Raw genomic sequence first — 20,609 nt, 5'->3', positions numbered from 1 at the left:
GGCAGGATGATGGTGGATCATGAAGCGGGGTTAACACACTGGTCTGATGGTTATGGTGTCATTGAGCACAGCAGCCTGACGCGCACGCGGATTGAAACCTTGGTGGCCGCGCTGGCCGATCGCGGCGTCTGCGCGCCGGCAGATGCGTACCGGCTACTGGCCGCCGCTGACCGGGTGTGCAATATGGGCTTGTGGCTGACGGCGCACATGACCTATGCCCGGCACGTCTATCTGGATGGGCGGGCGCTGGCGTCAGACGATTTCAAAAAAGTACCCGAAGGACACACCGGCGGCGCCCTGAACATGGTGCCCGCCTATGTCGGTTACCTGCTGGCCAATGCGCTGACCGGCAAGACGCGCGCCTGGTTGATGGGGCAGGGCCACTGCGTTGCTGCCATTGATGCGGTCAACATACTGATGCGCAACGTCGAGACGGAGCAGGATCAGCGCTACCCCTTCAGTGACGACGGACTCAGTCGGCTATGCCAGGACTTCTACAGCTATGAAGTCAGCGCTGACGGCCGCACGGTGGCGCCACTGGGCAGCCACGTCAATGTCTACACCGCCGGCGGCGCCAGCGAAGGCGGCTACCTGGGGTTTGCCGGTCTGCAATATGTTCACATGCCTTTGCCCGGACAGGAGCTGGTCGCATTTCTCAGCGACGGTGCCTTCGAAGAGCAGCGCGGCAGCGACTGGGCGCCACGGTGGTGGCGCGGTGAAGACAGTGGTCTGGTGATGCCCGTGATGATTGCCAATGGCCGTCGTATCGATCAGCGCACCACCATGGCTCAGTCCGGCGGTGTGGACTGGTTCCGTCAACATCTGAGCCTGAACGGTTTTGAGCCAATCGATATAGATGGGCGTGACCCGGCGGCCTTTGCCTGGGCTATTGTCACCATGGCAGACCGACTGCAGGAACAACACCGTCAGATCACCGTCGACGAACGCGACTACCCGGTGCTGCTGCCGTACACCATTGCGGAGACTGTAAAAGGGTTCGGCTTCCCGGGCGCCGGCACCAACGCGGCGCACAACCTGCCACTGGTCGGCAATCCGGCGTTTGACGACGATATCCGCAAGACCTTCAATGATGGCTGTGCGCAGTTGTTTGTCGCCGAAACCGAGTTCAATGCGGCTATTGCCTGTCTCGCCAACCACCCGACGCAAAAACGCAAAGCGGAGAAAGACCACTGGCTGCGTGACATTGAGGTCGCGCTACCCGAGCTGCCGGCGATCGAAGCGGTCGAGGTTGATGCAAAAAAATCGCCCATGGCGCACTTTGATAGCTGGTTCAGCACCATGGTGGCAGCCAACCCGCGGCACCGGGTTCGTGTCGGCAACCCGGATGAAATCCGCAGCAACCGGATGAACAACACACTGGATCAGCTGTGCCACCGGGTCACATCGCCCGAACCGGGTATTGCAGAGTCGCTTAACGGCGCTGTGATCACCGCGCTGAACGAAGAGGCTGTGGTATCTGCCGTGCTGGCCAACAAGCAGGGTATCAACCTGGCAGTGAGCTACGAAGCGTTTGCCGTCAAGATGCTGGGGGCCATGCGCCAGGAAGTGATATTTGCCCGCCATGCCCTGGAAGCCGGTCGTAAGGTCAACTGGCTGAGTGTGCCAGTGGTGGCCAGTTCACACACCTGGGAGAACGGCAAAAACGAAATTTCGCATCAGGATCCCACGCTGAGTGAAGCCTGGCTCGGGGAAATGTCAGATATGGCACCGGTTTATTTTCCTTTTGATGCCAACACCATGGTTGCCACCATGAGTTCGCTGTATCAGCAGCGGGGCCGGGTGGCGGTTGTGGTCGCGCCGAAAAATCCGGTGACAACGTTCAGCACGGCGCAACAGGCGCAGCAATGTGCACGCGACGGCGTCCTGCTGCTAAGCCATGACGACAACGCGGACATTCAGTTGCTGGCACTGGGAGCCTATCAACTGCAGGAAGTGACACGTGCTGCCAGCAGCCTTCGAGGTTGCGGCATACGCTGTTCGGTGCTGGCCATAACAGAGCCAGGCCGATTCCGGCAACCGCGTGATGCCATGGAGGCAAAGTACACCTGGACTGCGACTGCCATCGGGCGCATGGTGCCGACGGTAAACAAACGTATTTTTGTCAGCCACACCCATGCTGACGTCATGACCGGCGTGCTGCGATCGCTGGATACCGGCACCAACAACAGTCGTTTTCTGGGCTACCGTAATCGTGGTGGCACCCTGGACGTGTTTGGCATGTTACTGGCCAATGGCCAGACCTGGGCGCATATTGTGCTGAATGCGGCGGAGATGCTGGATATCGAAATCGGGCGCTGTCTCGACGTGGCGCAGTGGCAGGCATTACATGGTGCCGGCAACCCGGAGGCGGTGCGCTGAATGTCCGACGCAAGCATGATCGAAAATTTTCTCTACCTGACCCGTCTGGGTATTGATACGCATCAGGAACCGGTTGTGTACATGCGGGAAGATTGTCATGTCTGTCATTCCGAAGGCTTTGATGCGCAGGGCCGCGTTGAGGTCTGTTGTGGGCGGGCCAGTATTATTGCCACACTCAATATTGTCACCGGCAACCTGCTCAGTCATGAAAAGGCCGGTTTGAGTGAGTCGGCCTGGCGCCTGCTGGGAGCACAGGAAGGTGACAAAGCCTTTTTTCGCCACGCGCCGCCGGTCGACTCGATGAGTGCGGTGCGAGGCAAACTGTACGGTAAACCGATAACGGCGCAGGGCGCCAACAGTATCATCAACGATATCAGCCAGGGTCGTTACTCCGATATCCAGATGTCTGCTTATGTCACCGCGTGTTGCGCGAACAACCTTGACCTTGCTGAGACTATCGCCATTACCCAGGCCATGGTCAATGTCGGGCAGCGGTTTGATTGGGGTAAGGACCGCATCATCGTGGATAAACATTGTGTCGGCGGGCTGCCGGGCAACCGCACCACGCCGATTGTGGTTGCGATTGTGGCCGCCAACGGTCTGGTGATGCCCAAAACGTCATCGCGTGCGATCACCTCACCGGCTGGCACTGCCGATACCATGGAGACGCTGACCAACGTCAGGCTCGGCTTCGAACAGATGCGCGCGGTTGTGGAACAGGAAGGCGCGTGTCTGGCCTGGGGCGGTTCGGTGTCGCTGAGTCCTACCGATGACATCATCATCCGTGTCGAGCGGGCGCTGGACCTGGACAGCGAAGGTCAATTGGTAGCGTCGGTGATCTCCAAGAAAGTTGCCGCCGGTTCCACCCATGTGCTGATTGATATCCCTATCGGTGCCACGGCCAAGGTGCGCAGTGCCGAGCTGGCCAATACACTGGCGGACCTGTTGCGCAACACCGGTGAGGCGCTGGGGTTGACGATCAAGGTACTGTTCACCGATGGCAGCCAGCCGGTTGGCCGCGGCATCGGGCCGGCCATGGAAGCGGCGGATCTGTTGGCGGTATTACACAATGATCCGGCGGCACCACCGGATTTACGCGAACGTTCACTGACACTGGCGGCAACATTGCTGGAGCTGGGTGGCCTGGGGACGCATGAACAATGCCAGCTGTTGGCACAACAAACCCTGGAAAGCGGCGATGCCTGGCGCAAATTTGAAGCCATCTGTATGGCACAGGGCGGCCTGAAAGAATTGCCGGTGGCGGCGTTCAAACACGACATTGTCGCCGAACGTAGCGGCATCGTCGCCATGATCAACAACAGGGTGATTTCGCGACTGGCAAGTCTGGCCGGCGCGCCGGGCTCGCCGGCGGCAGGTTTGTATCTGCATGTCAGCGTCGGCGATGTTGTCGAGCCGGGCATGGTCCTGATGACCCTGCACGCAGAGGCCGCCGGCGAACTCGACTACGCGCTGGATTTTTTTCACTCGCATCCGGGGGCATTGCACATAGAGGCGGAAGTGGTATGACAACATTGCTTTTCAGTTTCCCGGAACAGGATGGATTTGCCGGTCAGCTGCTGGCGGAAAGCGGCCAGTTGCACGCCAATGGCTGGCGCTCCGGCGAGATGGAGATGCGACGTTTCCCGGACGGAGAAAGTTACATTCGAATTGACAGCGATGTCCGTGATATCGATGTGGCGATACTGTGCCAGTTGCATCAACCGGACGGCAAGCTCATGCCATTGTTGTTGCTGGCCGATACCTTGCGCGATCTTGGCGCCCGTCGTATTGGTCTGATTGCGCCGTATCTGGCCTATATGCGGCAGGACAAACGCTTTCAGGCAGGTGAAGGAGTCACGTCGCACTACGTGGCGCGATTGCTGAGCCAGCATCTGGACTGGATGCTGACCGTTGACCCGCACTTGCACCGTATCAGCAATCTGCAGGAGATCTACACAATACCCGCCCGCTCAGTGACGGCGGTTGAGCCCATAGCGGACTGGATAAAAGCCAATATACACCAGCCGCTGGTCATCGGCCCTGACAGTGAGTCCGAGCAATGGGCGGCCAGTGTCGCCGAACTGGCGGGCTGCCCCTGGGAAGTATTACAGAAAACCCGGTTTGGTGATCGTAGCGTCGCTGTGTCACTGCCGCATGTTGACAACTACAGGAACCATACGCCGGTACTGGTCGACGATATTATCAGTACCGGCAAGACCATGATCCAGACCGCTGCGCATCTGCAGGCTGCCGGTTTGTGTGCGCCGGTCTGTATTGCTGTCCATGGCATCTTTGCTGACGGTGCGCTGGCGGACATGCAATACCACGGCCTGCAGGTGGTCACCAGCAACAGTATCGCTGACCCCAGTAACAAGATAGATCTGGCGCCATTAATCTCACGGGCATTGCTGGAGAACTAGAAAACGATACTGCTGCCAGGTGCCGGTATGTCGCTGCGGATACCCTTGTCGAGCCACAGTTTCTGCGACAACGCGTCCAGTGCTGTGGCCTCGCCGTGAATCAACACCAGTTTAGGTTTGCCGTCAAAGCCTGCGGCCCATTCCATCAGTGCAGTCTGTCCGGCATGTGCCGACAAACCGCCGATGGTTTCAATGCGGGCGCGTACCTTGAATTCGTCGCCAAACATTTTAATATCTCTTCGGCCATCGACCAGTAAACGACCCAGCGTGCCCTGTGCCTGAAAGCCAATAAATATGACGGCGTTTTCTTCGCGCCATATCCGGTGCTTGAAGTGATGCCGGATCCGACCGCCGGTGCACATGCCGCTACCGGCAATAATGATGGCGCCGTGTTTTATTTTATTGATTGCCATCGATTCTTCGGCGCTGCGGCACAACTTCAGGTTGGGCAGAAATTTTGCCAGGGAATCTCGGCCAGCCTCGGTGAGGCAGCGGACATCGTCGTCATCCATGATGTGCAGCCAGCGATCATAAACTTCAGTGACAGCAATAGCCATTGGACTGTCCAGGAAAACCTGCCAGTCATCCAGCTCGCCGGCCTGGTGCAGACACCCCAGGTGGAAGATCAACTCCTGGGTGCGGCCGATAGCGAATGACGGAATCATCACATTGCCACCCCGTGCCCATGTCTCTGCCAGGACCTGGCGGAATTGCTCAAGCGTCTGCTCTTGTGAACGATGATCCCGGTTACCGTAGGTGCCTTCCATCATCACGATGTCGGCATGCTGCGGTGATTCCGGGTCGTTCATCAGGGCCGAGTTACTGTTGCCGAGATCGCCGGAAAAAACCAGCACCTTGTCCGCGCCTTTCTCGTTAAGCGTCAGCTCCACGATGGACGACCCGAGAATGTGGCCGGCATCCAGAAACCTGACGCTGGCCTGCGGGCCGATGTCGACCCTGGCGTGATAGGGCTGCCCCTGACACAGCTTCAATGCCGCCTCGACATCTTTTTCTGTGTACTCCGGCTCTATCAGGGCCCGGCCGCTACGCTGGCGCCGCAGATTCTCGCGCTCCAGGTCACGCTCATACAGGCCCAGGGCGTCCTCAAACAGAATGCGCAACAGTTGTCTGGTCGACTGAGTACAATAAATCGGGCCGCTGAAGCCCTGGTTGACCAGTTTCGGCAGCATACCGGAGTGATCCAGATGACCGTGCGATAACACCACTGCATCAATGTCTGCAGGGTCAAAGGCAAAACTTTCATCTCGTATGCGGTCCACCGCAGTGCCGCCCTGATGCATGCCGCACTCCAACAGAACCCGGCCCAGAGCCGGTGATTCGATGAGGTAGCATGATCCGGTGACTTCTTGCGCAGCACCATAGAATGTCAGGGTAGCCATAACAGAATCTCCTGCAGAGCCGATGTGCGGAAAATGGCCAAACCGGCAATGATCATGAATATCAACAACAGGGTCGCACTTTTGTTAACGGTGTGTCCCTGCCAGAAGCGGCTCCATTGCCGTTCCTGTTGCCGCCAGTCGCGATGTAGCCATCCTAGTTCAAACGTAGGCAACAGAGTTTGATTCAATCGACGTTTAAAGCCCAGGGACAGGCGCAGAAACGGCGTATGCGAGCTCTGCAGGAACGCCGGCGGCTGCCATCGCAAGTACAGTCCTGCGCCTGCGAGCAATAAACCGCCGCCTATTGGCCAGCCCAACTCCAGCCATTTGTACAAGGGCAGGCTGTCACTTGTCGCTGGCTGCATCAGTGGCCACAACCATGGCAGCGCCAGCGGCAACATGCACAACACCAGCCAGCCGTACATGGCGGGGGCCGGTATCATGTGAGCGGCTGGTTTTTCTGCTGCCTGCTGGCGCAAATGCCAGAGCAGATAACAGGCGCGCGCCACAATCAGTGTCGTGCCCAGGGCTCCGATCTGTAGCCAGAGCAGCCAGTGTGACAGCGCAGGATCTTCGATCAGGGCTTTGAGTACCGTTTTTGCGGCAGCGCCGCTGCTCAGCGGCAGACCGGACAGAGCCAGTGACGGCACGGCCACAAACAGCAGCAACCAACGCTGATCTGTCCGTGCCGGGGCGCCGCCGGCCTTGAACACATCGGCGGCCAGAAACAGGGCACCTTTGGCAAAGCCGTGATGAACCGCGTACAGCGTCAAGGCCACCCCAACGGCTGCGCGCTGATCGGGCATTAGCCAGCTCAGGGCGATCAGGAACAGCAGGAATCCCATCTGACTGACGGACGAATAGGCCAGTGCCTGCTTGGCGTCCTGTCGCGGCAGCCCGAGCAGGGCGCCCAGCACAATGCTGATCACCGCGACTGTCATCAACGGCTGTGCCCATGCCTGCAGGGACCAGGTGCCGGCAGCAGTGGCCACACCCGGCAGGAATTGCCATAACCCCAGAATACCGGCTTTCAACATGGCGCCCGACAGCACCGCGCTGGCGGGTGCCGGCGCCACCGGGTGAGCTTGCGGCAGCCACACATGCAGGGGCCAGAAGCCTGCTTTCAGGCCGAAGCCAACCAGCAGTACGGCAGTGCTCAGTGGTGCGGCCGGGGTGTTGAGCCAGTCAACGAACAACAACGAGCCATCAGCAGCGTGCACCCGCAAGGCCATGCCCATCAGCACCAGAATCTCGCCGAGTATGGCCAGTTGCAGGTAGAGCCGACCGGCCCGGCGTGCCTTGGGGTTACCGCTGTGCACGACCAGGCCGTAGGCTGACAGGCTCATCATGGAAAAGCCGACATAAAAACTGAGGGCGTCCTGGGCAATGATCAATAACAGGTTGCCGCTCAGCGCTACCAGCCAGAACAACCAGAAACGCAGCAATCCGGCATCATTGCGCTGACTGTAGGCGGCGTAGTAAGTGGCCACGCCCCAAAGCACGGCGGTGAACGCCAGCCAGGGTCGGGCCATTGAGGTATCGGCGGCCCAGCGCGCACCCTGCCACAACGCATCCGGCGTGAAGGGAGCACTGCTGACCAGCGTTGCCGCCAGTGCCGGAATCACGCTCAGGCACAGCCAGGGGCCCACTGCCTGCACCCGGCTGCGCAGGACAATCAGCAGCACGGCGCATAGCAAAGGTGCTACGGGAACGCTCAACCAGATCCAGGCACTCACAAGCCAAACTCCCGGTTAACAATGAACTGGCTCCAGCCCAGTGGACTGAAAATGCTGCCGGCGAAAACGCCGACCAGGATGGACAGCAGCGCGGTGACCAGTGGTGGCAGTAACAGCATCCAGTGGGTTTCCAGGCGTTGCCCGGCGAAATTATTCTCGTGCCAGCCGCCCGCCGGCGGCGCGCGGAACCAGCCCCGATAAAGCAGTGGCAGAAAATAGGCTGCATTGAGCAGGGAAGAACCCGCCAGCACCAGCAACACCCAGTCCTGGTTCACTTCCAGCGCACCGGTGGCCAGATACCATTTGCTGATGAAACCAGCGATCGGCGGCACGCCGATCATGCCCAGCGCACCGACCGTAAATGCCGCCATGCTCCAGGGCATGCGCCGACCCAGCCCGTCCATCTCCTGAATCTTGTGGATACCCAGGGTTTCGGCAAAATTACCGGCGCAAAAGAATAACGTGATTTTCATCAGGCCCTGATGTACCAGGTGCACGATGGCGCCCACCGCAGCGATTGGGCCGACCAGCGACACCCCCAGTGTTATATAAGACACCTGGCTTACTGTGGAATATGCCAGCCGCCTTTTGATGTCCTGCTGTTGCAGGGCCCGGACGGAGGCAAAAATAATGGTCACGGCAGCCAGCCATGCCAGGGGGCGGGTCAGTGACAGCAGCGTGGTCGCTTCAATGCCATAGACATCATAGACCACACGGATAATGCCGAAGGCGCCGGCCTTGACCACGGCAACCGCGTGCAACAATGCGCTCACCGGAGCGGGTGCCACCATGGCCTGTGGTAACCAGCCATGCAGGGGCACCAGCGCAGCCTTGACGCCAAGGCCGACAATCATCAGGCCAAAGGCGATGCGCAGACTCAACGCATGCTCGTCGGCAAGGCTTGTGAGATAACCACCCGGGACAAAATCCGGCGTGCCGGCGATGGAGTGCAGCAAGGCAATCCCCATCAACAGAACAGTGCCGCCGCCCAGGGTATAGGCAAGATACACCCTGCCCGCGCGCAAGGCTTCCGGCGTCCCCCGGTGCACCACCAGCGGGAAGGTGGCCAGCGTCAGCAGTTCATAGAACAACAGAAAAGTGATCATGTTGCCGGCCAGCGCCACGCCCACGGTAGCGCTGACACAGAGGCTGAAGTAACCGAAAAAGCGCGAGCGCAGTGGTGAGTTTTCCAGGTAACCAATAGCGTAAATAGTGGTCATTAACCAGAGCACAGAGGACAGCGCGATAAACTGCAGCGCCAGCGCATCACCGCGCAGCACCAGCTCGGCACCCGGCAGAAACGCAATGGCAAACCGGAACTCGAACCCCCGACTGACACCGGCCAGCATCAGTGCCACCAGCAGCAGTTTTACAGTGACACCTGTCATGTTCAGGATAATACGCCTGCGCGCGGCGGCTTCCGGTGTGGCGAAAATCAGCAGCCCCGGAATCAGGGAGCTGAGAATGATCAATACCGGCAATAGGGTGGTCCAGCTCAGCGTCATACCGGACCTCCCGCCAGTAACCGGATCAGCCATTCACCGGACAGTGCCATGCCCCAGACCATCAGCGCCGGCAACAGGGCCAGCCAGTGGCCGACCCGATCGGGATTGATATCAAGCGGATTGATCTGGGCACGGTCAAATGAAATGGCGACTATGCGGAAAATGTAAGCGGCTGACACCAGTGTGCCCAGCAGCACCCCCATGGCCCAGGGCCAGTTGCCGGGCTCACTCAGTATCGGTTCCAGCAGCACCCACTTGGCGAGAAAACCACCGCTGGGCGGCAGGCCGATGAGACTGCCACCGGCGACGGCGAACGCGAACATGGCCACCGGGACGGTCTGGGTGGCACCGCGCAGACCGTCAACGCGTTTGGTACCGAGACTCGACTGCATTTCACCGGCGGCCAGAAACAATGAGGCTTTGGCCAGTCCGTGGGCAATGACAAACAGCCACAGCGCAATGTGCATTTGCGGCAATTGCCAGGTCAGCAACAGGCCCAGCGCCATCAGTGCGTACCCCAGTTGTGCCACGGTCGAATAGGCCACCAGCGTTTTGATGTGAGGGCTACGCATGGCGGACAGGCCACCGGCGGTCAGGGCGATCATGCCGGCGATGGCCAGCACCGGACCAATTTGTTGCGCCAGGGTCGGAGGCGCCACCTCGCTCCATAATACCCAGAGAATGAAAAGCGGCCCTTTCACCACCAGTCCGGACAGCAGTGCGCTGACCGCAGTCGGTGCACTGGCATGGGCCGGCGGCAACCACAGGTGCAGCGGCCACAACGCGGCCTTCAGCATCAGACCGGTGGTCATCAACAACAGGGCGAGGCGGGTAATGACATCGGCTTGTGTGCGCGGCGCCAGCAACAGCACGTCGAGTTCACCGTAGCGACCATACAGCAACGCCACGCCCAGCAGATAAAACAGCGAGGCCGCCAGCGACAGGATCAGATAATTGGCCGCCGGTTTGTAGGCCTTGGGTCCGGCCAGCGCCACCATCGCCACCGCAGTGAGGCCAAGCAGCTCCAGCGTGATGTACAGATTGAAGAGGTCGGCAGATAACCACAGGGCGGCTAGCGAGCCATGCAGGAAACAACTCAGTGCCCAATAGTCGCGCTTGATGCCATCGCGGCTGAGGCCGGCATAAAGTCCGATGAGCAGATGCATCAGGGCGGTAAAGACCAGCAGCAGGGCGCTCAGTGAACTGAGTCGCAGCCGGATGGCCAGCCCGGTCTCCCAGCCGCCCAGGTTCAGCATGATGTCGGCGCCGGCGGCCGCCGCTTCCTGCAGTGCAAACCAGGCCGCGACCAGACTGGCGACGGTGCTGACAATGACAATAAAGCCGGTTGTGCGTGTGCGTAGCGCGCGACCGCTCAATAGCAGCAACAGGCCGCAGAACAGAGGGATGGCAAGGCTGAGCAACGCGAAGTTCATGGTTTCCTGTTGCCCCCGCCGCTGTCGGTTTTATCGTTCTTGCTGCCGGCGATGATCAGGCGCAGCGCGAATGCGGTGGCGCTGATCGCAACGACCAGCCCGGTGACGACCAGGGCGTGCAATACCGGGTCGGGCACTTCGCTGCGCCGGGCCAGGCTGACCATAACCAGAAACGTACCGGCGCCCATCAGGTTGACGGCGATCAGGCGTCGTATCGGATCATACAAGGTCATCAGGCCATGCAGTGACAGCAAAAACACCGCTATGCCCAGCGTCAGGTATAACTCAATAGCATTCATGAGCGCAGATCCTCCTGTTCACCAATGACCAGCAGGCTCAGCGTGATGGCGATGGACAGGGTGGCAAAGATCTCGATGCTGATAATGAGCAGGCCACTGTAGGCGCCGGGATAGGTCAGCCAGCCGTCGCCCCAGATGGCGGTGGCAGCAGCCACGGCAAGGAAGAACAACGCCCCTGCCACCACCGACAAGCGCAGCCATAGCGATGACCAGCGCAGGGGAGGCAGCAGCCCGGTCAGGCGCAGAATAACGGCGGCAGCAGCCAGCAGTGAGCCGGCCTGAAAGGCACCACCGGGCGCGCTGGAACCGCGCCACAACAGGTAGCCGCCGGTGACCACCAGTAATGGCGCCAGCACCCGCGTCCAGGCCGACATCAGGGTCATACTTTCAGGCCAGCTTGCGGTGGTGGCGCTGTCGTCTGACTGGCCGGAGGGGAACAGTTGCCGCAGACCGCCGAGGGCAAACAGCAATACCAGAAGTTCCAGCAGGGTGTCCCAGGCACGGAAATTGAGCAGCACAGCGGTCACCGGGTGTTCAACGCCGCTTTCCGGCACAGCGGCATCGGCCAGTGTGCGCAGGCGCGGTGTCAGGTCGCTTTCAGTGTCCAGCAGGCCGGCATTGAACAGGGAGTCGTCATACAGCAAGTGAACAAGAAACATCAGGCTGGCTACCACGGTGAACCCCAGCGCGCCCCAATAACTGGCAGTTCTGTAGTCCTGATGCAGTTCGTCGGGCAGGGCGCGGGCGGCGTGCATCAGCAGTACGCCGGTAAGACCGGCACCGATGGCGGCTTCGGCCAGCGCCAGGTCGGGGGCATCCAGTCGTGCCCAGATCAGGGCAACCACCACGCCAAAGGCAATAAACAGCGTCATGGCATCGGAGCGCTGGGGCGCGTACAGGGCTCCCCAGGCCATGATCAGCAACAGCAGGCTCAGGGTCAGGTCGGGCAGCAGCTCAGGCGTCATCGGACTCTCCAGTCTGGTGCCCGTCACCGCCGTGGCGACCCTCTTCCTGTTCCAGGTTGAAGCGTGCCAGCAGCTGACAGTTGACGGCACCTGACGCCATTACCAGCATCCAGACCAGCAACAATATCAGGCAGCTGCGCCAGGACGGATCCAGTAGCGCCAGTCCCAGGGCCAGCAGACCCAGGCCGAGGGTATCGGTTTTGGTGACTGCGTGCAGACGGCTGTAGAGGTCGGGAAAGCGCAACAGGCCCAGCGCTGCGGTAACAAAAAACGCGCTTCCGGCCAGCATGAAGCTCCACCCCAGGACGTCGGTGATGGTGTTGATCATACCCGTCTCCTCAACATCTGCACCATCGCCATGGTAATCACCGCTGCCAGCAACGCCAGCACCAGTGCAACATCCCGCCAGATGGGGTTGTGCTGCCACTGCGCCAGCAGCAACAGGAATGCGATGCCGGTATTGCTCAGCATTTGCAGGCCCAGCAGGCGATCAGCGATGCTCGATGAGTGAGCCATGCGCCAGAATCCGGCCAGCGCGGTCAGCAGAATAAGGCTGGTCAGCCACATCATGATGCGGCCTCCCCGGGAGGGAATAAACGCTCAAGGTGGGTTTCCAGGCGACCAATATCGCGCTGCCAGTCGCTGCGGGTATCCAGCGAGTGCACTCGCATGATGTCGCCGTCGATACGCGCAGCCAGTGTGCCGGGCAACAGACCGGTAGTCGCCGACAGCAGCAGATGTGCTGATTCAGAGGTCCCCTGCAGCCGGTGTTCTACCCAGCCGGGCTCGACATCGGGCTTGCGTCCCAGGGTGCGCCGGGCGACATCGATGCCACCCACCAGCATGCGGCTGAGGAAAAACAGCACGAATCCGGGCAGGTAACGCCATGATATCCGGGGCAGTTTCAGTTCCGTCGACAAGGCACAGATCACCGCCAGCGCGATCACAACCACGCCGAAGCCCCAGCCCTCGTTATTGCTGAGCACCAGCCAGAGCACTGCATATGTAGTGCCCATCACCGCCACCGTGACCAGGCGTTGATGTCCGGATTCAGGTCTTGCCACAAAAACTCCCTTTGTTTCTGATTCGCGACCCCCCTGATATCTGGAGCAGTATCCGCGAAGGTACCGGTAAGGCAGGGTGCTGACAAGCCATGTTAACAAAGTTACAGTGTCTGGCGTGTATCGGATAGAATGTCAGTCAAACGTCCAGCAAAAGACCAATTGATGTCGGAATTCAACAAGCGCTGGCTCGCCGAAGCGGTGAGGCGGGACAGAGCGGACACACGAGACGAGGCGGCCGAAAGGCATGCCCGGAGCCTGGCAGGGGACGCTGAGCAGCGGATTCTGGCGTGGGCAGCGTTTATCGCGGCACGCGATGGGCTTGAGGACCGGGTCTGGCGCTGGCGGCAGAGTGCTGTCTGGGCCTTGCTGGCGCTGCTGGTCTTCGGCCTGCTTACCGGGTTCACCGCCGCCCTGGCGGTGCTGGGTGACAGCCAGTCCCCGGTCAATGTTATCTGGGCGCTGGGCAGCCTGCTGGGTATCAACCTTCTGCTCCTGCTGATCTGGCTGCTGAGTTTCAGCGTCAATGCCCAGGGCGGTTCACTGGGTCGCCTCTGGTATACCATCACCGTCGCTTTTCAGAAACGTTTCCAGAATAACAGCAGCGCCGCGGCAATAACCCAGGCGTTTAATACCCTGATGGCGCAGGGCGGGTTAAGCCGGTGGTGGTTGAGTGTGGTTAGCCATCTGAGCTGGTTGTGCATCATGATCGGCGTGATGACCGGCCTGATGCTGGCGCTGGCGCTGCGCAGCTACGTGTTTGTATGGGAGACCACCATCCTGCCCACTTCGGTGTTTGTTGCCGTGGTCGAAGCGTTGGGTGTTCTGCCCGGGCTGCTGGGATTTGCCGCGCCCGCCTCCGACGCCATCGTCGCCAGCGGCTCGCAGGCCGACCTGATCACCGCCGGGCAGGACGACCTGGCGCGCCGGGCCTGGGCTTCGTGGCTGACCGGTTGCGTCCTGGTATACGGCATCCTGCCCCGGCTGCTCCTTGCCGTGGCATGCTGGCTTCGTCTGGCGCTGGGAATGCGCAACGTCCGTCTGCAGACCAGTTCGCTGGCCTGGGTGGCGCTGGCCACGCGGCTGCTGCCCGACAGCGAGCAGGGCGGCGTCACCGATCCCGCCCCCGCTGCCCTGCCATCGTTCAAGCGCCGGGTGCGCAAGGGGCGTGCCGGCGAAGCCAGATTGCTGATCGGCCTGGAGATTGCCAGTGATCTGCGCTGGCCGCCCGCAGGCCTGGCCGACCGCGTACAAACCCATTTGGTGGACAGTCGTCAGCAGCGCGAATACGTGCTGGAACAACTCAGCGTCGACCCGCCGCAAAAACTGCTGCTGGCCTGTTCTGCAGCGCAGTCGCCGGATCGGGGCAGTCTGCACTGGCTGGCTGAGGCCGCCAGCCAGACCTCCGCGGTGGCAGTCTGGCTGATGGGAGCTGATCAGGCTTCGGCCGAACGTCTCGCTATCTGGCGTCAGTCCCTGCTCGAGATGGGCATCGCCGAACAGACCTTATTCGACGAAAATGACAAGGCACTGGCCTGGCTGGGGGATGCATCCTGATGTCGATTGACGTGAAAGCTGTTGCCGAGCCGTTGCGGGTGACGGTGGCCGGTCATACCAATACCGGTAAAACCTCACTGCTGCGCACATTGACGCGCGATGCCCGCTTTGGTGAGGTATCAGGCCGGCCGGGTACCACCCGTCATGTGGAAGCAGCCCGCCTGCTGGTCAATGGCAAGGTGCTACTGGAGTTGTATGACACGCCCGGTATCGAAGAACCCATTGACCTGCTGGCATTGCTGATTGAACAAGCGGGCAAGGCTGGCAACGAGGACGGCCGCACGCGTATTCGCCGGTTCCTGGAGTCCGCGCCGGCGCAAGACCGTTATGACCAGGAAGCCAAGGTATTGCGGCAACTGATGAAAAGTGACGCCGCCTTTTACGTGCTGGACGCCCGCGATCCGGTGCTCGCCAAGCACCGTGATGAACTGGAAATTCTGCGTCTGTGCGGTGTGCCGCTGCTGCCCTTGCTCAATTTTGTGGCTGATCCTGCCGCGCGCGAGGACGAGTGGCGCGATGCGCTGGCAGGTCTGGGGCTGCATGCCATTGTGCGGTTTGATACCGTCGCCCCGACACAGGATGGTGAGCGTTTACTGTACACCAAGCTCGCCAATTTGCTGGATGCACACAGCAATACCCTGAATGCACTGATTGCCAGTCACGCTGAGGATGCCCGGCAACGCCATCAGTCGGCGCTGACGCTGATAGCCGAAATGCTGATCGAAGTGGCCGCCTTGCAGCATCGTGTTAGTTCGCTGGACGCGACTGTGCTCGACAAGGCGTCGTCGCAACTCAATGATCGGGTGCGCGCGCGTGAGCAGGCCGGGGTAGAACGTCTGCTAAGCCTGTACCGCTTCTATCCGGATGACCTCGAGAGCGCCGCCTTGCCCCTGGTCGAAGGCCGCTGGCAGCAGGATCTGTTTGATCCTTACACACTGCAGGCAATGGGACTGAAAGTGGGCAGCGGGGCGGCAGCAGGCGCGGCTGCGGGTGTGGGCGTAGACCTGCTGGTTGGCGGTATCACGCTGGGCGTGGCGGCCGCCATCGGCGCCCTGCTGGGCGGGGGGCTGCAAACCCTGCGGCACTACGGCAGCAATCTGATGGGCCTGATTTCCGGCGAAAAAATACTGCGCATTGATGACAATATTCTGCGCGCGCTGGCAGCCCGGCAATGCCAGTTGCTGAAGGCACTGGAGATGCGCGGTCACGGAGCGCAGCACAAGATCATCGCCGCTGATGCGGCGGAAACCGTTTTTGACGGTAAGCGTTTACCGGCGCCCTTGCGTCAGGCAAGGGCCAACCCGGAATGGGTGTCAGCCAAGCCATCGTTCGATTTCGAAGACCGGCGTCAGGCAGCGCTGGATGAACTGGTGACTATTCTGGCAGCCAGGACCCAAACCACCACAACAACAAATACAGACAACACGAATCAGAAACCCAGGGAGATAACATGAAACTCGAATCACTTGCCTTGCATCATGGCTACGAATCGGAAGCCACCACCAAGGCCGCCGCTGTGCCCATCTACCAGACCACCTCCTATACCTTCGACAATACCCAGCATGGTGCTGATCTGTTCGACCTGAAGGTGCCGGGTAATATCTACAGCCGCATCATGAACCCGACCAACGCTGTGCTCGAACAGCGCCTGGCAGAAATGGAAGGTGGCATCGGCGCGCTGGCACTGGCCTCGGGCATGGCCGCAATCACCTACGCGATTCAGTGCATCGCCCGCGCCGGCGACAATATCGTCAGCACCAGTCAGCTTTATGGGGGCACGTATAACCTGTTTGCGCACACCCTGCCGACGCAGGGTGTCGACGTGCGCATGGCCTCGTTTGATGACTTTGACGAGCTGGAAAAACTGATCGATGACAATACCAAAGCCGTGTTCTGTGAATCGATCGGCAACCCTGCGGGCAATGTCGTGGATATCAGCCGCCTGGCCGACATCGCGCATCGCCATGGCGTGCCCCTGATTGTGGACAACACGGTGGCCACGCCTTACCTGTGTCGTGTGTTTGATCACGGCGCCGATATCGTGGTGCACTCGCTGACCAAATATATTGGTGGTCACGGCACCACGGTCGGCGGCATCATCATTGATTCGGGCAAGTTTGACTGGGTGGCCAACAAAAAACGTTTCCCGATGCTGAACGAGCCGGATCCGTCTTACCATGGCGTGGTGTATACCGAAGCACTGGGCGAAGCCGCATACATTGGCCGTTGTCGTGTGGTGCCGTTGCGCAATACCGGTGCCGCGCTGTCGGCGCACAGCGCATTTCTGATTCTGCAAGGTCTGGAAACGCTCGGTCTGCGTATAGACAGGCATTGTGAAAATGCACTGACGGTAGCAAAACACCTGCAGCAACATCCGAAAGTGGCGTGGGTCAATTATGCCGGTCTGGAAGACAGTCCTTACCGCGAGGTGTGCCAGAAGATTTGTGGTGGCCGCGCCTCGGGCATCCTGAGTTTTGGTATTAACGGGGGGCTTGCCGCCGGCGCGCAGTTTATCGACGCGCTGCAGATGATTCTGCGCCTGGTCAATATCGGTGATGCCAAGTCTTTGGCGTGTCACCCGGCCAGCACCACGCACCGGCAGTTGAATCCGGCAGAACTGGCGCGGGCCGGTGTCAGTGAAGATCTGGTGCGCATCTCTGTGGGTATTGAGCACATTGACGACATCCTGGCGGATATCGATCAGGCACTGGCCAAGGTGTCGGCCTGAGCCATGACGGAGCCAGAGCAGGGGCCTGACCAGCCGTCGAAACCGCCGCTGCTGCGCGATAGCAAGGTGCATATGACGGCGTTTGCGGCAGGGTTTATCGTCGCCAGCGCCATTGCCTTTATCAGCGGCAACCCGGTGGCCTGGGCGTCGCTGACGTATTTCGTGTTGGGCTGGCCGGTGATGTGCGCGATGGTGTACTGGCTGGCGCGGAAGTTCCCGCACAACAGCTGGCGCTGGACCATGAGCATGATGCTGGGTCAGGTGTTTTCATCAATATTTTTTGGCAATGCCAGTTTTGTGCTGCAGGCCATGTTGTTCGTCACGCTGCTGTCGGCACCACAGTTTGGTGCCGGCGTGCTGGGAGCCAGAGCCGGTCTCGCCACACGCGCAGCGGCCGGCAACAGCACTGACACAAACGGCACAGACACAAACAGCACAGACAAAAGCCCCACCACTGAAGCAACAGATTCACAGGACCGATTATGAAATTTCAAGGCAGTCCCGGTTTTACCCATGCCCAGCAAGACCGCATAGGGGTGTTGATCACCAATCTGGGGACACCTGACGCGCCAACGCCGTCGGCGCTGCACCGTTATCTGAAACAGTTTCTCTGGGACCCGCGCGTGGTGGAAGTGCCCAGGCCAATATGGTGGCTGATCCTGAACGGCGTGATTCTTAATATCCGCCCGCGGCGCTCGGCGAAATCCTATGCCACCGTGTTTACCGACGAAGGCTCACCGTTGCTGTTTCATACCCGTCACCAGGCGGGGGCACTGGCAAAGGCACTGCAGTCGCGCGGTCATGAGGGACTGGTGGTGGACTTTGCCATGCGTTACGGCAATCCGTCGATTCCGTCAGTGCTGGAGAACATGATGCAACAGGGTGTGCGCAAGCTGCTGGTGTTGCCCTTGTACCCGCAGTACTCCGCTTCCACCACGGCGTCCACATTCGACGCCATCAGTGCCGATTTCACCAAGCGCCGTCTGTTACCGGAACTGCGTTTTGTTAATCACTACCACGACTTTGCGCCATTCATTGCGGCGGCAGCCGAGCGCATCAAGGCCCACTGGGCGGAACACGGCCGCGCTGACAAACTGATGCTGTCCTATCATGGCGTGCCGAAAAAATACCTGCTCAATGGCGACCCCTACCACTGCGAGTGCCACAAGACGTCGCGTCTGCTGGCAGAAGCACTGGAGCTGAAAGAGGGCGAGTGGATGACCACTTTCCAGTCGCGCTTTGGTCGCGAAGAGTGGCTCAAGCCCTACACGGATGAAACCCTGAAGGCATTGCCGGGGCAGGGCGTCAAGTCAGTGCAGGTGTTCTGCCCGGGCTTCTCCGCCGACTGTCTGGAAACCATCGAAGAAATCGGCGAGGAAAACCGGGAGTACTTTGAGCATGCCGGTGGTGAGCGTTATGAATATATCAGCGCCCTCAATGACCGGCCGGAACACATCAGCGCATTGGCTGATCTGGTGCAACTGCACATGTCCGGCTGGGAAACACCCCAGGCCGATCCGCAGCGCCAGGAGCGCGCCCGCGCCAAGGGTGCTGAAAAGTAGCAGGCGCTTTGTCAAGGCGTTGCGCGACAAACCCCGATGCATCACTGCAACTCAACAACGGGTCAATGCGTGCCACCAGCCCGTAAAAAAGCAAAGGGGGTGTGCAGACCCGGCTCTGCACACCCCCTTTGCTTTTGATCCACTACAGTTATCCGCATGACCCGTTGTTGAGTTGCGGCCAACTGTCACCTGCTTATTGCGCAGTCGCCGATTCGGCCTCAAGCCACTCGTTCAGGTCGATGATGTCCTGCGGCGTCAGCACCCCCGCAGTACGCTTAAGCTGAAGCGTATCAAGCACATAGTTGTAACGCGCATCGGCATAGTTGCGCAACGCCCCGAACAGCTGCTGACGCGCCTGCAACACATCAACAATATTGCGTGTGCCGACTTCGTAACCTGCTTCAATGGCGTTCAGCGCCGCTTCGGCTGACACAATCGCCTGCTGTCGCTGTGCAATCACCAGCGCGTCGGTATTCACGCTGCGGTAAGCATTGCGGATATCCTGAGTCGTGGTGCGGCGGACCAGGTTAGCCTGTTCCTGCTGCGCCACCAGGTCGTATTCGGCCTGCTGACGGCGTGCGGTCAGGGCATGACCGGTGTACAGCGGAATACTGACGGACACCCCGATGCTGACACCTTCAATGGCACCCACCGCGCGCTGACTGCCATCGGTGCCCTGGCCGCTGTTGGTTTCGCTGTTGGAGTAGCCGCCCTGCAGACTGACCGTGGGCCAGCGCTCGCTGCTGCGTGCCTTGGCGATCCGGGACTGCGCTTCCACACTGTAACGGGCTGCGAGCAACTGCGGGTTGTTGTTCAGCGCTTCATTCACCCAGGTTTCCATGCTGCCGTCAGCTTCCTCAATCGGGAAATCTTCGCTCAATACATCGATGTTCGGATGCGGCTGGCCGGTGATCGCTTCCAGCGCTTCATAGGCGCTGGCCACGGCATCTTCGGCCAGGATCGTGTTGTTGCGTGCCAGGTCGTATACCGCCTGTGCCTCGTACACCTCGGTGATGGCTACCAGGCCGACTTCTTCACGCTGTTGGGTGCGCTCGAATTCGCGCTGCGAGGCTTCCTCTTCCTGGCGGCGGGTATCCAGCTGGTCGATGTTGCGCAGCACATCAAAATAGGCGGCAGCCACCCGGATAATCAAGGCCTGTTCCTGCGCGGCAAAGTTGTAAAGCCGCGCCTGGTCAGCTTCCTTGGCGCCCTGATAACTGTACCAGTTAGGCAAGTTAAGCAGAGATTGACTGATATTGAGGCCGTATCGCGTTGACTCTTGATTCAGGTCGGTGAGGTCCACCACACCTTCAAGGCCTGCCGCCTGTCGCTGTTCGGAGAAGTTGGCGCTGGCTTGTGGTAACAGGCTGGAGCGTGCCAGAGTCAGTTGTTGCTGGCCGGAGCGTAATTGGGCCTGGGCCTGGCGCAGAGTCGGGTCGTTGCGCATGGCCAGCTCCAGAATACTCACCAGGTCATCGGCCAGCGCGGGTTGCGCGGATACGAGCAGTCCGGCTGCGAGGGCCAGTGTGCGGGAAAAACGTCGCATAATCAGAAATCCTGTCAG

The 20,609-nt window shown here is 60.2% G+C and carries 18 protein-coding genes; 8 read left to right on the top strand and 10 right to left on the bottom strand.

The features are described 5' to 3' along the window. The first annotated feature begins 6 nt into the window (after positions 1 to 6). Genes ENH71_RS02360 through ENH71_RS02350 form a run of 3 tightly spaced genes read left to right on the top strand, consistent with a single transcriptional unit; the run spans position 7 to position 4,799 of the window. Positions 7 to 2,379: a phosphoketolase family protein gene (locus ENH71_RS02360; RefSeq protein WP_294136715.1), complete on the top strand. Its 2,373-nt coding sequence runs from the start codon at positions 7 to 9 to the stop codon at positions 2,377 to 2,379. After that, positions 2,380 to 3,906, top strand: coding sequence for a thymidine phosphorylase family protein (locus tag ENH71_RS02355; RefSeq protein ID WP_294136717.1), 1,527 nt, complete (start codon positions 2,380 to 2,382; stop codon positions 3,904 to 3,906). Further along, complete coding sequence (locus ENH71_RS02350; RefSeq protein ID WP_294136719.1) at positions 3,903 to 4,799, top strand: ribose-phosphate pyrophosphokinase; 897 nt, start codon at positions 3,903 to 3,905, stop codon at positions 4,797 to 4,799. Before ENH71_RS02355 ends, ENH71_RS02350 begins: the two co-directional genes overlap by 4 nt. On the opposite strand, the gene ENH71_RS02345 is transcribed toward ENH71_RS02350, so the two are convergent. The 9 genes from ENH71_RS02345 to ENH71_RS02305 are packed head-to-tail and all read right to left on the bottom strand — an operon-like array spanning position 4,796 to position 13,201. After that, positions 4,796 to 6,199, bottom strand: a complete 1,404-nt coding sequence (locus ENH71_RS02345; RefSeq protein WP_294136720.1) for an MBL fold metallo-hydrolase RNA specificity domain-containing protein — start codon at positions 6,197 to 6,199, stop codon at positions 4,796 to 4,798. The two genes, ENH71_RS02350 and ENH71_RS02345, sit on opposite strands and share 4 nt — an antisense overlap. Continuing rightward, on the bottom strand, positions 6,187 to 7,935 hold the full coding sequence (locus tag ENH71_RS02340) for a complex I subunit 5 family protein (protein WP_294136723.1): 1,749 nt from the start codon (positions 7,933 to 7,935) through the stop codon (positions 6,187 to 6,189). The genes ENH71_RS02345 and ENH71_RS02340 overlap by 13 nt, the downstream gene beginning before the upstream one ends. Then, the gene (locus tag ENH71_RS02335; protein WP_294136755.1) at positions 7,932 to 9,434 is read right to left on the bottom strand and encodes a proton-conducting transporter transmembrane domain-containing protein; all 1,503 of its coding nucleotides are present in this window, start codon (positions 9,432 to 9,434) and stop codon (positions 7,932 to 7,934) included. The genes ENH71_RS02340 and ENH71_RS02335 overlap by 4 nt, the downstream gene beginning before the upstream one ends. 2 nt (positions 9,435 to 9,436) lie before the next feature. Beyond that, entirely contained in the window at positions 9,437 to 10,873 is a 1,437-nt protein-coding gene (locus ENH71_RS02330; protein WP_294136724.1) for a complex I subunit 5 family protein, read from the bottom strand. Beyond that, on the bottom strand, positions 10,870 to 11,172 hold the full coding sequence (locus tag ENH71_RS02325) for an NADH-quinone oxidoreductase subunit K (RefSeq protein WP_294136725.1): 303 nt from the start codon (positions 11,170 to 11,172) through the stop codon (positions 10,870 to 10,872). Before ENH71_RS02325 ends, ENH71_RS02330 begins: the two co-directional genes overlap by 4 nt. Next, a complete protein-coding gene (locus ENH71_RS02320) occupies positions 11,169 to 12,137 on the bottom strand; it encodes a hydrogenase subunit MbhD domain-containing protein (RefSeq protein ID WP_294136727.1) in 969 nt (322 codons plus the stop codon). The genes ENH71_RS02325 and ENH71_RS02320 overlap by 4 nt, the downstream gene beginning before the upstream one ends. Further along, positions 12,127 to 12,465 (bottom strand): cation:proton antiporter, encoded by a 339-nt coding sequence (locus ENH71_RS02315; protein WP_317622433.1) that lies wholly within the window; start codon positions 12,463 to 12,465, stop codon positions 12,127 to 12,129. Before ENH71_RS02315 ends, ENH71_RS02320 begins: the two co-directional genes overlap by 11 nt. Next, positions 12,462 to 12,707, bottom strand: a complete 246-nt coding sequence (locus tag ENH71_RS02310) for an MrpF/PhaF family protein (protein ID WP_294136729.1) — start codon at positions 12,705 to 12,707, stop codon at positions 12,462 to 12,464. Before ENH71_RS02310 ends, ENH71_RS02315 begins: the two co-directional genes overlap by 4 nt. Continuing rightward, the gene (locus ENH71_RS02305; RefSeq protein WP_294136731.1) at positions 12,704 to 13,201 is read right to left on the bottom strand and encodes a Na+/H+ antiporter subunit E; all 498 of its coding nucleotides are present in this window, start codon (positions 13,199 to 13,201) and stop codon (positions 12,704 to 12,706) included. Before ENH71_RS02305 ends, ENH71_RS02310 begins: the two co-directional genes overlap by 4 nt. Positions 13,202 to 13,363: 162 nt before the next feature. Between ENH71_RS02305 and ENH71_RS02300 the strand changes: the two genes are divergently transcribed. The 5 genes from ENH71_RS02300 to hemH are packed head-to-tail and all read left to right on the top strand — an operon-like array spanning position 13,364 to position 19,045. Next, on the top strand, positions 13,364 to 14,755 hold the full coding sequence (locus tag ENH71_RS02300) for a DUF2868 domain-containing protein (RefSeq protein ID WP_294136733.1): 1,392 nt from the start codon (positions 13,364 to 13,366) through the stop codon (positions 14,753 to 14,755). Beyond that, on the top strand, positions 14,755 to 16,209 hold the full coding sequence (locus ENH71_RS02295) for a GTPase/DUF3482 domain-containing protein (RefSeq protein WP_294136735.1): 1,455 nt from the start codon (positions 14,755 to 14,757) through the stop codon (positions 16,207 to 16,209). The genes ENH71_RS02300 and ENH71_RS02295 overlap by 1 nt, the downstream gene beginning before the upstream one ends. After that, positions 16,206 to 17,483 carry an O-acetylhomoserine aminocarboxypropyltransferase/cysteine synthase family protein gene (locus ENH71_RS02290; protein WP_294136737.1) on the top strand — a complete coding sequence of 426 codons (1,278 nt, stop codon included), beginning with the start codon at positions 16,206 to 16,208 and terminating at the stop codon, positions 17,481 to 17,483. Before ENH71_RS02295 ends, ENH71_RS02290 begins: the two co-directional genes overlap by 4 nt. A 3-nt stretch (positions 17,484 to 17,486) precedes the next feature. Further along, complete coding sequence (locus ENH71_RS02285) at positions 17,487 to 17,969, top strand: hypothetical protein (RefSeq protein WP_294136738.1); 483 nt, start codon at positions 17,487 to 17,489, stop codon at positions 17,967 to 17,969. Beyond that, positions 17,966 to 19,045: a ferrochelatase gene (gene hemH, locus ENH71_RS02280; protein ID WP_294136739.1), complete on the top strand. Its 1,080-nt coding sequence runs from the start codon at positions 17,966 to 17,968 to the stop codon at positions 19,043 to 19,045. The genes ENH71_RS02285 and hemH overlap by 4 nt, the downstream gene beginning before the upstream one ends. Before the next feature lie 193 nt (positions 19,046 to 19,238). Here the strand turns inward: hemH and ENH71_RS02275 are convergent, their stop codons facing one another. Next, positions 19,239 to 20,591: a TolC family outer membrane protein gene (locus ENH71_RS02275; protein WP_294136740.1), complete on the bottom strand. Its 1,353-nt coding sequence runs from the start codon at positions 20,589 to 20,591 to the stop codon at positions 19,239 to 19,241. Positions 20,592 to 20,609: the final 18 nt, after the last annotated feature.

Source organism: Pseudohongiella sp., assembly GCF_011050365.1.
In the GTDB taxonomy this organism is placed as follows: domain Bacteria; phylum Pseudomonadota; class Gammaproteobacteria; order Pseudomonadales; family Pseudohongiellaceae; genus Pseudohongiella.
The sequence above is the reverse complement of the archived record's forward strand: the minus strand, read 5'-3'. Positions and strand labels throughout refer to the sequence as shown.